Genomic DNA, 14,087 nt, shown 5'->3' with positions numbered 1-14,087 from the left:
ATGTAAACGCATTCAGAAACTGTTATTAATTTTATGAATAAAGGTGATAAAACATGAAACCAAATATCGGCATTGTTAACGCATTAATTCGACTTACACTGGGCTTTACCCTTCTTTCTTGGACAACATCTCGTTTATCTCGCAGACCGTACAAAGATTCATACATCTTCCTAGGGTTAATGGGAGCTTTAAAAGTGGCAGAAGGCATCACACGTTTTTGCCCCCTTACGTACGCTTATGATTCATGTCAAAAACACGATGAACATGAACACCATCCAAATGGAAATGAAGAAACGTATAATCCTTCGTAAGGTAAAAAGGAGAGCCTAAGCTCTCCTTTTTTATTTTAAAGCTGCTTTTGTTAATGCACGATGGCCGATGTCTTTGCGGTAGAAAAAGCCTTTTTCTAAATCGATATGAGCCATTTGTTTGTATACTTCTTGCTGCGCTTCTTGAAGAGTTGCTCCTTTAGCACCTACTAATAGAACACGGCCGCCGTTTGAAACGTATGTGTCGTTTTCTAAAGCTGTACCAGCGTGGAAAACAAGCGCGTCTTCACTAATCCCATCCAATCCGTTAATTGGCGCACCCTTTTGATAATCTTCTGGGTAGCCTGCTGCTGCTAATACGATTCCGATAGCCGCTTCATCATCCCATTCAATTTCTACTTTTTCTTCTTTCAAAATGCGAAGAAGCACATCGACTAAATCGCTTTTCATACGCGGCAGTACAACCTGTGTTTCAGGATCTCCAAAACGCGCATTAAATTCAATAACTTTTGGTCCTTTTTGTGTTTGAATCAGACCAGCATATAGAATTCCTGTATACTCACAGCCTTCTTCAGCTAATCCTTTAGCCATTGGAAGTAAGATGTTTTCTACAGCCTCTTGTACTTCTGCATCACTGATTTGCGGAACAGGAGAGTAAGCTCCCATGCCTCCTGTATTCGGACCTTGATCGCCGTCAAAAGCACGCTTATGATCTTGTGCAATTACCATTGGATATACATTTGTACCGCGTACAAATGCCATTAATGAAAATTCTTCACCATCCAAAAATTCTTCTACAACTACTTTTGCACTTGCTTCTTTAAATTTTTGGTCAACTAGAAAATCACGTAATGTATCTACAGCTTCTTCCACTGTTAAAGCAACAGTTACACCTTTACCAGCCGCTAAGCCGTCTGCTTTAATAACAATTGGAGCGCCTTGCTTTTCCACATATGCTTTTGCTTCCTCGTAGGACGTAAATGTTTCATACGCTGCGGTTGGAATATCATACTTTTTCATGAGCTCTTTTGCAAAGCTTTTGCTTCCTTCAATCATCGCTGCTTGTTTGCGCGGTCCAAAGACTGGAAGACCTTCTTGTTCAAATCGATCAACAATGCCTTCAATTAGCGGATTTTCTGGTCCAACAATTGTTAATCCAATCTTGTTTTCTTTTGCAAATAGCACAAGCTCTTCTTGGCTGCTTTCATCGATTGGTACAATCGTTGCCACATCTCTCATGCCCGGATTTCCTGGTGCTACAAACACTTCGTTAACAAGTGGACTTTTTGAAGCTTTCCATGCAATTGTATGCTCTCTTCCGCCTTTTCCAATAACTAAAACATTCACGTTCTTCACCTCATTAATGTTTAAAATGTCTTACGCCTGTAAATACCATTGCAATGCCGTATTCATCTGCTTTTGCAATTGACTCTTCATCACGAATTGATCCGCCTGGCTGAATAATAGCTGTGATTCCTGCTTTAGCTGCTGCTTCTACTGTATCCCCCATTGGGAAGAACGCATCTGAACCTAAAGCTGAACCTTGTGCTTTTTCACCAGCTTGTTCAATCGCAATTTTCGCAGCGCCTACGCGATTCATTTGACCAGCCCCTACGCCGATTGTCATGTCATCTTTTGCAAGTACAATAGCATTAGACTTAACATTTTTAACAACTTTCCATGCTAATTTTAAATCTGCCCACTCTTTTTCTGTTGGCTCGCGTTTCGTTGGAACAGTAATCGTTGCATCATCAAATCCGAACACATCTTCATCCTGAACAAGCACGCCGCCTTTTACAGATGTTAAGAAAGCTTCTTTTTCTGCTTTTTCATCAAGCTCTATCGTTAGTAAACGAAGGTTTTTCTTAGCTGTTAATACATCTAATGCTTCTTGATCGAACGCAGGAGCAATGATGATTTCTAAGAAAATTTCTTTTAAGTGAATAGCCGTTTCACGGTCGATAGGACGGTTAGCTGCTACGATACCGCCAAAGATAGATGTAGGATCCGCTTCGTATGCTTTTTGATAAGCTTGAGCAATTGTTTCACCCACACCTACACCGCAAGGATTCATATGTTTGATCGCTACGATAGCCGGCTCTTTGAATTCTTTTACGATTTGAAGAGCTGCATTTGCATCGTTGATATTATTGTATGATAACTCTTTTCCATGCAGCTGCGTAGCTGTTGCAATAGAACCTTTTTGTGTTAACGGCTTTTTATAGAAAGAAGCTTGTTGGTGAGGATTTTCTCCGTATCGTAAGCCTTGAACACGCTCATACGTTACTGTTAATTTCTCAGGAGTTGTTTCACCTGTAATGTTTGTTAAGTATTCAGCGATTAATGCATCATAAGCTGCCGTATGACGGAATACTTTTGCTGCTAATCGTTGATTGGTTTCAAATGAAACATTGCCATCAGCTTTTAACTCTTCTACTACGGTTGCGTAATCGCTTGGATCTACTACAACTGAGACAGAACGATAGTTTTTCGCAGCTGAACGAAGCATTGTAGGTCCACCGATGTCAATATTCTCAATCGCTTCAGCAAGCGTTACATCCTCTTTTTCAATTGTCTTTTTAAATGGATATAAGTTTACAACTACAAAGTCGATTGGCGAGATATTATGCTCTTTCATTTGTGCTTGATGCTCTTCATTATCGCGTAACGCTAATAAAGCACCGTGAACGTTAGGATGCAATGTTTTTAAACGGCCGTCTAAAATTTCTGGGAAATCAGTTACTTCAGAAATTCCGATAACGTCAATACCGTTTTCTTCTAGAGTACGCTTTGTACCGCCAGTTGAAATAATTTCTACTCCTAAGTCCTTTAATTCTTGTGCAAATGAAACAATACCTTCTTTATCAGATACGCTAATAAGTGCGCGTTTTGCTGTCATTTTGTAAACTCCTCCTGATCCGATCTCTCATTTAAAATCTTTCTTTCACTACTACTCTACCATAGTAAAGGATTAAAACTTTTTTGACAAGGTTACATCCTATTTATTTAACTGCGGCTTGTTCAAATAATTCATTTAGTACCGCGGGATAAAATTGATGTTCAATTTCATGAATATGGGCCTCAACTGTTTCTCTTGTATCGCCTTTTTCAATGCGAATAGCCTGCTGATCAATAATTGGTCCTGTATCCATTCCTTCATCTACAAAATGCACGGTAATTCCAATCACTTTTACTCCTGCATCAAAAGCCTGACCAATAGCATCAATCCCAGGAAATGCAGGTAAAAGCGACGGATGAATATTAACAATACGATTTTTGTATGGTTTAAGCAACGTCGAACCAACTAATCGCATATATCCTGCTAAAACAAGAAATTCTACTTTAGCTGATGTAAGCTCTGCAAGAATTGCTTCCTCGTACGCTTCTTTATTTTCATAGTTTTTAGGCGAACAAACAAAGCATGGTATTCCACATGCTTTTGCTCGTTCAATTACGTATGCATCCGGTTTATTACAAACAACAAGCGCAATATTTGCTTTTAATCGACCTGACTGAGTTGCTTCGTAGATGGATTGAAAGTTACTGCCGTTTCCAGAAGCAAACACTGCAATATTTATCATGCAAACGTCCCTCCAGCAAATTCAACACCTGTTCCTTCTTTTACACGTCCGATAACAAATGCTTTTTCGCCTTCGTTTTCAATTGCTTCAATGACTTTATTCATATCTTCAGGTTCAACAGCTAAAACAAATCCGATTCCCATGTTGAATACTTCAAACATTTCTTTACGGTCCAGCTTGCCTTGCTCTTCAAGGAAATCAAACACGTATGGAATTGGCCAAGAACCGTAATCGATTTCTACACCTAAACCTTCAGGAAGCATACGAGGGATATTTTCAACAAATCCGCCTCCAGTAATATGAGCCATACCTGCAATCTTAGCTGCATGTAATGCTTTTAGGACCGGCTTCACGTATATTTTTGTTGGTGTTAATAACTCCACTCCAAGCTTTTCATTAAAACCAGAGTAAGTTTCGTGAAGATTTAATCCTTGATCATCAACAATTTTACGTACAAGAGAGTAGCCGTTGCTGTGAATACCGCTAGATGAAATACCGATTAACAGCTGACCAGCTTCAATCTCATCTCCAGTAATAATTTCTGACTTTTCTACTGCTCCTACTGTAAACCCAGCAAGATCATATTCATCTTCTTCGTACAAACCTGGCATTTCAGCTGTTTCTCCGCCAATTAACGCACAGTTGGATTGTTCACAGCCGTCTGCAATTCCTTTTACAATCGATTCAATTTTTTCAGGAACTGCTTTCCCGCAAGCAATATAATCTAAGAAGTAAAGAGGCTCTGCTCCTTGTGCTAACACGTCGTTTACACACATGGCAACTGCATCCACACCAATTGTGTCATGCTTATCCATTTGAAAAGCAAGCTTCAATTTTGTTCCTACTCCATCTGTACCAGAAACAAGAACAGGTTCTTTTAAATTCAATGTAGATAAATCGAACATTCCGCCAAAGCCGCCGACTGTTCCCATAATACCTGCACGAGCAGTTCGTTCTACGTGCTTTTTAATACGTGAAACAGCTTCATATCCTGCTTCTAAGTCAACTCCAGCTTGTTTATATGAATATGACATGTTGTCACTCCTTTTTTACGTTAAAACTAACAAGTTACCTTTTCATGAGGGTGTACAGTATCTGGATAAATTTCAGTTGGATACTTTCCAGTGAAACATGCCATACACTGTCCGCCGTTGCCTTCATACTGTCTGCCGATTGCATCTACTAATCCTTCGTTGCTTAAGAAAACAAGTGAATCAGCTTCAATTAATTCACGAATTTCTTCAACAGAGCGCGTAGCAGCAATTAGCTCAGAAGATGACGACGTGTCAATTCCATAAAAACATGGATTTTTAATAGGTGGTGAACTGATGCGTACATGTACTTCAGTTGCTCCTGCTTCTCGAAGCATACGAACAATGCGACGGCTTGTTGTGCCGCGAACGATAGAATCATCTACCATAACAACACGTTTACCCTCTACAATTTTACGTACTGGAGACAGCTTCATTTTTACACCTTGTTCACGCAGTTCCTGTGAAGGCTGAATGAATGTACGGCCTACGTATCGATTCTTAATTAAACCTAATTCGTATGGGATACCTGACTGTTCTGCAAAACCGATCGCTGCTGAAATACTTGAATCTGGAACGCCTGTTACAACGTCTGCTTCAATTGGTGACTCAACTGCAAGTTGTTTCCCCAAATTTTTACGTGCAGAGTGGACATTGATTCCATCAATATTACTATCTGGTCTTGAGAAATAAATATATTCCATACTGCAAATTGCGCGGTTTACGTTTAATGTGAAACGTTCTGATTGAATACCTTCATCGTTAATAATGAGTAATTCACCCGGCTCTACATCACGCTCATGAACTGCTCCAACAATATCAAATGCACATGTTTCAGAAGCTACTACATAAGCATCACCTAATCGTCCAATTGATAGCGGACGCAATCCGTGAGGGTCAAGTGCAACCATCATCGTATCTTCTGTTAAGATAACGAATGCGTATGCGCCTTTAACCATTGATAAAGCATTTTTTACTTTATCTTTCATATCTTCATAGCCGCTTCGTTTAATTAAGTGGGCCAGTACTTCTGTATCCGATGTTGATTGAAAAATACTCCCTTGGTTTTCCAGCTGATGCTTTAATGCATTTGCATTAACCAAGTTTCCATTATGAGCTAACGCAAGGCTTCCGCTATGAGAGCGGAAGTGAAGGGGTTGAACATTTTCAAACCCTCCGCCTCCAGCTGTTGCATAACGAACGTGTCCAATTGCTGCTTTACCGTTTAGTTGCTCTAACTCTCCGTGGCCAAATACTTCGTTAACAAGACCGACGCCTTTCATTACTGTCACTTTTTCTCCGTCTGTTACAGCAATACCAGCGCCTTCTTGTCCGCGGTGCTGCAAGCTATGCAAACCGTAATAAGCAATCTGGCTTGCATTTTCATGTCCCCATACACCGAATACGCCACATTCTTCGTTTAAGCCTTTGATTTCAGCAAGCATGGAAGCGCTCCTTTCCAAGCAGTAGTTAATTCTTTAACTGATAATTGAACAAGAACATTTTCTTGATGTTTAACAGTTAATGTTGCGTCTTCTGTTACGCGTCCTACTAATGTTACATCTTGTACAAGCATTTCGAATTTTTCTTTATTCTCTGGAGAAACCGTTACGATAAAACGTGATTGTGTTTCACTGAATAGCTCTGCTGTTGCTTCGCCGTCTACGGTTACGTCCACACCTAATCCGCTGCCGTTCATCACTTTTTCAGCTAGGGCTACCGCGAATCCTCCTTCTGCAATATCGTGAGCAGATTGAACTGCACCTTCACGAATTGCTTGAAGAAGCTGATCTTGACGTGTTTTTTCAACTGCTAAATCTAATTTAGGTGAATGCCCAAATACCGTACCGTTTTCTAGTACTTTTTGAAGCTCAGTACCTGCGAATTCTGCTTCAGCTTTACCAATAACATAGATTAAGTCATCTTTTTGCTTCGCATATTGAGTTGTAATATGGTTGATATCGTCAATCAAACCAACCATTCCGATAACAGGAGTTGGGTAAATTGCTTCACCTTTTGTTTCATTGTAAAGAGATACGTTACCGCCGATAACCGGAGTCGATAGCTCACGGCAAGCGTCGCTCATACCGTCTGTTGCTTTTTCAATTTGCCAGAAGATTTCTGGTTTTTCAGGGTTACCGAAGTTTAAGCAGTCTGTAATTGCAAGAGGCTGTGCACCTGAACATACAAGGTTACGAGCAGCTTCTGCTACTGCAATACGGCCGCCTACTTCTGGGTCTAGGTATAAATAGCGAGAGTTACAGTCTGTTGTCATCGCTAATGCTTTATTTGTATCACGTACACGAACAACCGCCGCGTCAGATCCAGGAGATACAACTGTGTTTGTACGTACTTGATAGTCATATTGGTTGTAAACCCACTCTTTGTTTGCAATAGTAGGCTGTTTTAAAAGTGTTACTAACATATCACTGTGATTTTCAACAGTAGGAGCATATGCTGATTGCTCTTGGAACTCACGATAGTATGCTGGTTCTTGAGATGGCTTGTGGTACACCGGTGCATCTTCTGCTAATGCATCTACAGGAACATCTGCGACTACTTCTCCGTTATGAGTTAAACGAAGGCGCTTATCGTCGGTTACGTGACCAACTGAAACAGCTTCTAATCCGTATTTTTCTACGATTTCTACGATTTCATTTTCACGGCCTTTTTCAACAACGATGAGCATGCGCTCTTGAGATTCTGAAAGCATCATTTCATATGGTGTCATACCTGTTTCACGCTGAGGTACAAGATCAAGGTTCATTTCAATACCAGAACCTGCTTTACTTGCCATCTCTGCTGAAGAACTTGTTAAGCCCGCAGCACCCATATCTTGAATACCGACTAAAGCGTCACACTTGATAAGTTCTAAGCAAGCTTCAAGAAGAAGTTTTTCCATAAATGGATCTCCTACTTGTACAGCAGGACGCTTTTCATCTGACTGATCAGATAGTTCTTCAGAAGCGAATGTTGCCCCATGAATACCGTCGCGGCCCGTTTTTGCTCCTACGTACATAACCGTGTTGCCAACGCCTTTAGCTTGACCTTTTTGAATGTCTTCGTGATTAATTAAACCCACACACATAGCGTTAACAAGCGGATTTCCTTCATATGAAGCTTCAAACTGAATTTCTCCGCCTACTGTTGGGATTCCTACACAGTTACCGTAACCTGCGATTCCCGCTACTACTTCCTCAAACAAATGACGAACCTTTGGAGAAGTTAATTCACCAAAACGCAAAGAGTTTAAAAGTGCAATCGGTCTTGCTCCCATTGAAAAGACGTCACGAATGATACCACCTACACCAGTTGCTGCTCCTTGATAAGGTTCAATCGCTGATGGATGGTTATGACTTTCGATTTTAAATACAACGGCTTGGTTGTCACCAATATCAACGATACCAGCTCCTTCACCAGGACCTTGTAATACTTTTTCACCCGTGATAGGGAATTTTTTCAGTACAGGCTTAGAGTTTTTATAACTGCAGTGCTCTGACCACATAACAGAGAATAAGCCTGTTTCTGTATAATTAGGAGTACGACCAAGCAGTTGCTCTACATTCGCAAACTCTTCGTCTGTTAATCCCATGTCTCGATATAACTTTTGTTCTTTAATTTGCTCTACATTTGGTTCAAGAAGTAACGACATTTTGTTCCCTCCACTGCTTTACGATTGATTGAAATAATTTAAGTCCGTCCGCGCTTCCTAAAAGATCGCTTACCGCTCTTTCTGGGTGAGGCATCATTCCTAATACGTTGCCTGTTTCGTTCGTAATCCCTGCAATATCTTGAAGACTTCCGTTTGGATTATCACCTGCGTATTGGAAAAGAATCTGGTTGTTTTCAATCAATTTTTGTAACGTGTGTTCATCACAATAGTAGTTGCCTTCACCGTGTGCCACTGGAATAGCAATTACTTCATCTTTGCCATAAGCATTTGTAAACATTGTTTCGTTATTAGCTACTTTCAAATTCACTGTTTTACAGATGAATTTTAAGTTTTCATTACGGCGCATAGCACCTGGCAGTAATCCTGCTTCTAATAAAATTTGGAATCCATTACATACACCTAGTACTGGCTTTCCTTGGCTTGCTGCTTTTTTTACAGCGTCCATTACATTTGAGAAGCGAGCGATAGCACCTGAACGAAGGTAATCTCCATATGAGAAACCACCTGGAAGCAAGATACCATCATATTGATCTAATGATTCTGTATCGTGCCAAACGTAATCTACTTCTTCACCAAGCTCATCTTTGATAGCATGATACATATCGACGTCACAGTTTGATCCTGGAAAAACAATTACAGCAAATTTCACTGTACGACAACCTCCTCAACCTCGTAACGGTAATCTTCAATTACTGTATTAACTAAAAGCTTTTCACACATTTCTTTTACGCGTTCATCTAATGAATCTGTGCTGTCGATTGTTAGCTCTAAAAATTTACCGATGCGTACTTCTTCTACTTCTTCATAAGACATACGGTGCAATGAATTTTTAACGGCTACTCCTTGAGGGTCTAATACACTTTCTCTTAATGTGACAAATACTTTTACTTTATACATGGTTGGGTTATCCTCCGATTCGCTGTAAGATTTTTTCGTATGCTTCTGTTAAACCGCCTAAATCTCTGCGGAATACATCTTTATCTAATTTTTCGTTCGTATGAACATCCCAGAAGCGGCAAGTGTCAGGTGAAATTTCATCCGCTAAAATAATGTCGCCTTGAGAAGTACGGCCGAATTCTAATTTAAAATCCACTAAGAAAATATCTTTATCTTTGAAAAATTTCGATAATATTTCGTTAATTTGAAGTGCTTGTGCCTTTAAACTATCAATCTCTTCTTGAGTTGCAGCTTTAAGGAAAATCGCATGTTCTGCAAGAATTAATGGATCACCAAGCGCATCATCTTTGTAGTAAAGTTCAACGATTGGCTGTTCAAAACGAATACCTTCTTCTACGCCAATTCGCTTCGCAAGGCTTCCTGCTGTAGCATTTCGTACAACAACTTCAAGCGGGACAATTTCTACTTTCTTAACCGCTTGTTCATGATCTGAAAGCTGCTTCACAAAGTGAGTTGTAATCCCTTGCTCATGTAACATTGAAAATAGTAAACTACTAATTTGATTGTTCAACTGTGCTTTTCCGCTAATCTCCGCTTTTTTCTGACCGTTGAATGCTGTAGCTTCATTTTTATAAGCAACCCACAATACATCTTGCTCATCAGTAGCGTAAATCTTTTTCGCTTTTCCTTCATAAAGTAACTCTTGCTTTTCCATGCTGTCACCTCTACATACAGAATATTCAGATACACTTTCTTAGATAAAGGCAAGGACGTGCCTTGCCTGTTTTATTAAAGACCTAAACGTTCAAAAATCATATCTACATTTTTTAAATGGTGCTTATGATCGAAACAATCTTCAATCTCTTCTGGTGATAAGTGGCGAGTAATGCGTTCTTCGCCTTCAATTAAAGAACGGAAAGGAACTTGCGTTTCCCATGCTTCCATTGCTTTTGGCTGTACTAAGTCGTATGCTTCTTCGCGTACCATGCCTTTATTGATTAGTGTTAACAGTACACGCTGTGAGTAAATTAATCCTAGTGTACGATCCATGTTGCGCTTCATGTTGTCAGGGAATACTGTTAAGTTTTTAACAATGTTTGCAAAACGATTTAACATGTAATTTAAAGCAATCGTTGCATCAGGTAAGATGACACGCTCTGCCGATGAATGAGAGATGTCACGCTCATGCCAAAGCGGTACATTATCATAAGCTGTAACCATATAGCCGCGAATCAAGCGAGCAAGTCCCGTTACGTTCTCAGAACCGATTGGATTACGTTTATGAGGCATTGCAGATGAACCTTTTTGACCTTTTGCAAAGTACTCTTCAACCTCACGTGTTTCACTCTTTTGAAGACCGCGAACTTCTACTGCAAATTTCTCAATAGATGTCGCAATTAACGCTAGTACTGACATATAGTGTGCATGGCGGTCACGCTGTAATGTTTGCGTAGAGATTGGTGCTGGTGAAATTCCTAACTTCTCACATACGTATTTTTCAACGAAAGGATCGATGTTAGCGAACGTTCCAACTGCTCCTGACATTTTACCGAATTCCACTTCAGCTGCTGCACGTTTTAAACGCTCTAGGTTACGCTTCATTTCTTCGTACCATAATCCCATTTTCAAACCAAATGTCGTTGGCTCAGCGTGTACACCGTGCGTACGTCCCATCATAACCGTATACTTATGTTCTTGAGCTTTTTCCTTTAGTACTTCTACAAAGCGCTCTACGTCACTTAGCAAGATTTCATTAGCTTGCTTTAATAAATAAGATAGAGCTGTATCAACTACGTCAGTTGAAGTCAAACCGTAGTGTACCCACTTGCGCTCTTCACCAAGCGTTTCAGATACTGCACGAGTGAAAGCTACTACGTCATGACGCGTTTCTAGTTCAATTTCATTGATGCGGTTAATATCAAAAGATGCATTTTGACGAATTAACTTCACATCTTCTTTCGGAATATGTCCTAATTCTGACCATGCTTCGCAAGCTAGAATTTCAACTTCTAACCAAGCTTTAAATTTATTTTCTTCTGTCCAAATAGCTGCCATTTCTGGTCTTGTATAACGTTCAATCATGTTGTTACTTCCTCCGTTCTTTCCCAAATTCCTAGAGATTCGGCTTTTTCTATCGCCTCATCTATCTTATCAGCTAATACCGTGATATGTCCCATTTTTCTCTTCTCTTTTGCAACTTTTTTTCCGTACAAATGCAAGTGCATATCATCTAAACATTCGATTTTTGCCATTGTATTCTCAATATGTTCCCCTAATAGATTAACCATAACAGCAGGTTTTAATAAAGTCGGCTGTGCTAGGGTCCAGTTACAAATGGCTCTTACATGCTGCTGAAATTGAGAAAGATCACAAGCATTGATTGAATAATGACCTGAATTATGAGGTCTAGGTGCCATTTCATTTATATAAAGCTGACCTTCTTCAGTTAGGAACATCTCAACTGCTAATGTACCAACTAAATCTAATCCTTTTGCTATTTCTTGCGCATATTGAAGAGCTTTCGCTTCTTGATCTGCTGTAATACGTGCCGGAACAATCGTTTGGTGCAAAATATGATGCTTATGAATGTTCTCAGCTACTGGTAAACATACCGTTTCGCCTTTTGCATTGCGGTGTACAATAACTGATACTTCTTTATCTAAGTTCATCCACTGTTCTACAATGCATTCCGACTGTGCTAATAGATCAGCTGCTTCACGAATATTATTCTCATTTTTCACTAGAACTTGCCCTTTACCGTCATATCCGCCTCGGCAAGTTTTTACGACACATGGATAACCAATTGTTTCGACAGCTTTTAAAAGTTCTTCTTCAGTCGTAACGATTGCGTAATCAGGAACGTCTAGATTAAGCTTTGTAATCATTTCTTTTTCTAAACGGCGATTTTGTGTAACGGCTAGTAAATGACTGCCTTGTGGCACGTAGCATTTTGTTTCTAGCCATTTCATCATCTCAACATCAACGTTTTCAAATTCATAGGTGATGACATCTGACACTTCAGCAAGCTGTTCAACCGCTTTTCTATCATCATAGTTGCCAATGACTTTAATATCTGCTACTTGTCCGCAAGGAGAATCTTCTGTTGGTTCAAGCACTGCAATGTAATAACCCATTTCTTTAGCAGATAGTGCAATCATTCTTCCTAGCTGTCCACCGCCTACGATTCCAATTGTTTTACCAGGAGGTATAAGTAAATTAGACAAGTTGATCACTACTTTCTAACACGGATGATTTAATAGACTCTCTACGATTTTCAAGTTGATCACTTAACGTTGGATCCTGTGTTGCTAAGATTTGTGCTGCTAGCAGGCCAGCGTTCGTAGAACCAGCTTTTCCAATAGCTACTGTAGCTACCGGTACGCCGCCTGGCATTTGAACAATCGATAAAAGTGAATCTAAACCGTTTAAGTTACTTGATTTAACCGGTACACCTATTACAGGTAAAATTGTTTTTGCAGCAATCATACCAGGTAAGTGAGCAGCGCCACCAGCGCCAGCAATAATAACTTTAATCCCTCGTTCTTTAGCAGTTTCAGCGTACTCAAACATATAATCCGGCGTTCGATGTGCTGATACAACTTTCTTTTCATATTCAATATTTAATTCATCTAAAATGTCACACGCATATTTCATAGTGCTCCAGTCTGACTGACTGCCCATTACAACAGCAACTTTTACATTCATGAATAAAAGCTCCTTTTTCACGTTATAAAAAAACCTAGGGTACGTTATGGCTCACTAAAGGAAAGCCACAACTACCCTAGGTTTCATGTATCAACATTCCTTTTGAAAAGGAATCTTGTTTACCTATTTAGTAATTGTACTCTCCTCATAGTCCAATGATTTACGGTCATCGGGTAGAAACTCGTGGGCCATATTCCCACTATTATATGAGGTTTCGGATATCTCAATTGACAACTTAATAATAACAGCCAAACCAGAAAAAAGTCAACCCAAAAATCGAATGTTTACTATTTTTATCATTAAAATGTTCGTATTTAGAGACTTTTGCCCTCGAAAACAATCTGTTGTCTTACTGGAACGTACTCTTTTTTACCATTTATTTCTTTTTCTTCAAAGATAGGCTTTTCCATACGTCGAACGGGCATATACCCGTCTTTTTTCATCCGATCTAAACAACTTGCGATTGTTTCATTTTCCTGTAATTCGTATAGTACTTTTTTTGATTTCTTACCCAAAATGCAGCCTCCAGTTCGAAAGAAGTTTCTTACAACGTCAAAAAGAACTTTTATAATAAAAAATTAAATGAATCCACTATAGTGTAACATAATTTAAAAGTTAAATTCACGCTGTAATTTTTAGAAACAAAAAAGACTAGTCATTGAATGACTAGTCTTTTTATTGGCCTGGCAACGTCCTACTCTCACAGGGACAAAGTCCCAACTACCATTGGCGCTAAAGAGCTTAACTTCCGTGTTCGGTATGGGAACGGGTGTGACCTCTTCGCTATCGCCACCAGACAAGAGATTGTTCTCTCAAAACTAGGTAACAGTTTGCTGAGTAAAGCTTACGCTTTTAAAGTTTGGTTAAGTCCTCGATCGATTAGTATCAGTCAGCTACACATGTCGCCACGCTTCCACCTCTGACCTATCAA

General features: G+C 39.6%; 14 protein-coding genes, 1 rRNA gene and 1 riboswitch. Of the genes, 1 reads left to right on the top strand and 14 read right to left on the bottom strand.

Translation table 11 applies throughout. The annotated features are described in order from the left end of the window. The first annotated feature begins 53 nt into the window (after positions 1-53). Positions 54-311, top strand: a complete 258-nt coding sequence (locus LAV82_RS24025) for a YgaP family membrane protein (RefSeq protein ID WP_016762773.1) — start codon at positions 54-56, stop codon at positions 309-311. Between the two features lie 30 nt (positions 312-341). Here the strand turns inward: LAV82_RS24025 and purD are convergent, their stop codons facing one another. The 14 genes from purD to rrf all read right to left on the bottom strand — a co-directional run bounded on the left by purD (position 342) and on the right by rrf (position 13,953). After that, positions 342-1,616, bottom strand: coding sequence for a phosphoribosylamine--glycine ligase (gene purD, locus LAV82_RS24020; protein ID WP_098383201.1), 1,275 nt, complete (start codon positions 1,614-1,616; stop codon positions 342-344). A gap of 13 nt (positions 1,617-1,629) precedes the next feature. Then, positions 1,630-3,168 carry a bifunctional phosphoribosylaminoimidazolecarboxamide formyltransferase/IMP cyclohydrolase gene (gene purH / locus LAV82_RS24015; RefSeq protein WP_211078815.1) on the bottom strand — a complete coding sequence of 513 codons (1,539 nt, stop codon included), beginning with the start codon at positions 3,166-3,168 and terminating at the stop codon, positions 1,630-1,632. A gap of 103 nt (positions 3,169-3,271) precedes the next feature. Further along, positions 3,272-3,850, bottom strand: a complete 579-nt coding sequence (purN, locus tag LAV82_RS24010) for a phosphoribosylglycinamide formyltransferase (protein WP_013055043.1) — start codon at positions 3,848-3,850, stop codon at positions 3,272-3,274. Then, a complete protein-coding gene (purM, locus tag LAV82_RS24005; RefSeq protein ID WP_013055042.1) occupies positions 3,847-4,884 on the bottom strand; it encodes a phosphoribosylformylglycinamidine cyclo-ligase in 1,038 nt (345 codons plus the stop codon). Before purM ends, purN begins: the two co-directional genes overlap by 4 nt. A gap of 26 nt (positions 4,885-4,910) precedes the next feature. Then, the gene (purF, locus tag LAV82_RS24000) at positions 4,911-6,326 is read right to left on the bottom strand and encodes an amidophosphoribosyltransferase (RefSeq protein WP_013055041.1); all 1,416 of its coding nucleotides are present in this window, start codon (positions 6,324-6,326) and stop codon (positions 4,911-4,913) included. Then, on the bottom strand, positions 6,302-8,533 hold the full coding sequence (purL, locus tag LAV82_RS23995) for a phosphoribosylformylglycinamidine synthase subunit PurL (RefSeq protein ID WP_211078814.1): 2,232 nt from the start codon (positions 8,531-8,533) through the stop codon (positions 6,302-6,304). Before purL ends, purF begins: the two co-directional genes overlap by 25 nt. Next, positions 8,517-9,203, bottom strand: a complete 687-nt coding sequence (gene purQ, locus LAV82_RS23990) for a phosphoribosylformylglycinamidine synthase subunit PurQ (RefSeq protein ID WP_013055039.1) — start codon at positions 9,201-9,203, stop codon at positions 8,517-8,519. The genes purL and purQ overlap by 17 nt, the downstream gene beginning before the upstream one ends. Then, complete coding sequence (purS, locus tag LAV82_RS23985; protein WP_013055038.1) at positions 9,200-9,451, bottom strand: phosphoribosylformylglycinamidine synthase subunit PurS; 252 nt, start codon at positions 9,449-9,451, stop codon at positions 9,200-9,202. Before purS ends, purQ begins: the two co-directional genes overlap by 4 nt. Before the next feature lie 7 nt (positions 9,452-9,458). Beyond that, positions 9,459-10,166: a phosphoribosylaminoimidazolesuccinocarboxamide synthase gene (gene purC / locus LAV82_RS23980; protein WP_013055037.1), complete on the bottom strand. Its 708-nt coding sequence runs from the start codon at positions 10,164-10,166 to the stop codon at positions 9,459-9,461. Between the two features lie 74 nt (positions 10,167-10,240). Then, a complete protein-coding gene (gene purB / locus LAV82_RS23975; protein ID WP_013055036.1) occupies positions 10,241-11,533 on the bottom strand; it encodes an adenylosuccinate lyase in 1,293 nt (430 codons plus the stop codon). Next, on the bottom strand, positions 11,530-12,675 hold the full coding sequence (gene purK, locus LAV82_RS23970; protein WP_211078812.1) for a 5-(carboxyamino)imidazole ribonucleotide synthase: 1,146 nt from the start codon (positions 12,673-12,675) through the stop codon (positions 11,530-11,532). The genes purB and purK overlap by 4 nt, the downstream gene beginning before the upstream one ends. Next, the gene (gene purE / locus LAV82_RS23965) at positions 12,668-13,156 is read right to left on the bottom strand and encodes a 5-(carboxyamino)imidazole ribonucleotide mutase (protein WP_013055034.1); all 489 of its coding nucleotides are present in this window, start codon (positions 13,154-13,156) and stop codon (positions 12,668-12,670) included. Before purE ends, purK begins: the two co-directional genes overlap by 8 nt. Positions 13,157-13,284: 128 nt before the next feature. Then, positions 13,285-13,386: riboswitch (purine riboswitch) on the bottom strand. A gap of 84 nt (positions 13,387-13,470) precedes the next feature. After that, positions 13,471-13,671, bottom strand: coding sequence for an NETI motif-containing protein (locus LAV82_RS23960; protein ID WP_057240125.1), 201 nt, complete (start codon positions 13,669-13,671; stop codon positions 13,471-13,473). 166 nt (positions 13,672-13,837) lie between these two features. Next, a 5S ribosomal RNA gene (rrf, locus tag LAV82_RS23955) occupies positions 13,838-13,953 on the bottom strand. Positions 13,954-14,087: the final 134 nt, after the last annotated feature.

The organism is Bacillus sp. ILBB4 (assembly GCF_035064545.1).
GTDB lineage: Bacteria > Bacillota > Bacilli > Bacillales > Bacillaceae_H > Priestia.
The sequence above is the reverse complement of the archived record's forward strand: the minus strand, read 5'-3'. Positions and strand labels throughout refer to the sequence as shown.

Coding starts and splice junctions, on each gene's coding strand:
- LAV82_RS24025 (WP_016762773.1), top strand. CDS start 54: ATGAAACCAAATATCGGCATTGTTAACGCATTAATTCGACTTACACTG.
- purH (WP_211078815.1), bottom strand. CDS start 3,168: ATGACAGCAAAACGCGCACTTATTAGCGTATCTGATAAAGAAGGTATT.
- purN (WP_013055043.1), bottom strand. CDS start 3,850: ATGATAAATATTGCAGTGTTTGCTTCTGGAAACGGCAGTAACTTTCAA.
- purM (WP_013055042.1), bottom strand. CDS start 4,884: ATGTCATATTCATATAAACAAGCTGGAGTTGACTTAGAAGCAGGATAT.
- purF (WP_013055041.1), bottom strand. CDS start 6,326: ATGCTTGCTGAAATCAAAGGCTTAAACGAAGAATGTGGCGTATTCGGT.
- purL (WP_211078814.1), bottom strand. CDS start 8,533: ATGTCGTTACTTCTTGAACCAAATGTAGAGCAAATTAAAGAACAAAAG.
- purS (WP_013055038.1), bottom strand. CDS start 9,451: ATGTATAAAGTAAAAGTATTTGTCACATTAAGAGAAAGTGTATTAGAC.
- purC (WP_013055037.1), bottom strand. CDS start 10,166: ATGGAAAAGCAAGAGTTACTTTATGAAGGAAAAGCGAAAAAGATTTAC.
- purB (WP_013055036.1), bottom strand. CDS start 11,533: ATGATTGAACGTTATACAAGACCAGAAATGGCAGCTATTTGGACAGAA.
- purE (WP_013055034.1), bottom strand. CDS start 13,156: ATGAATGTAAAAGTTGCTGTTGTAATGGGCAGTCAGTCAGACTGGAGC.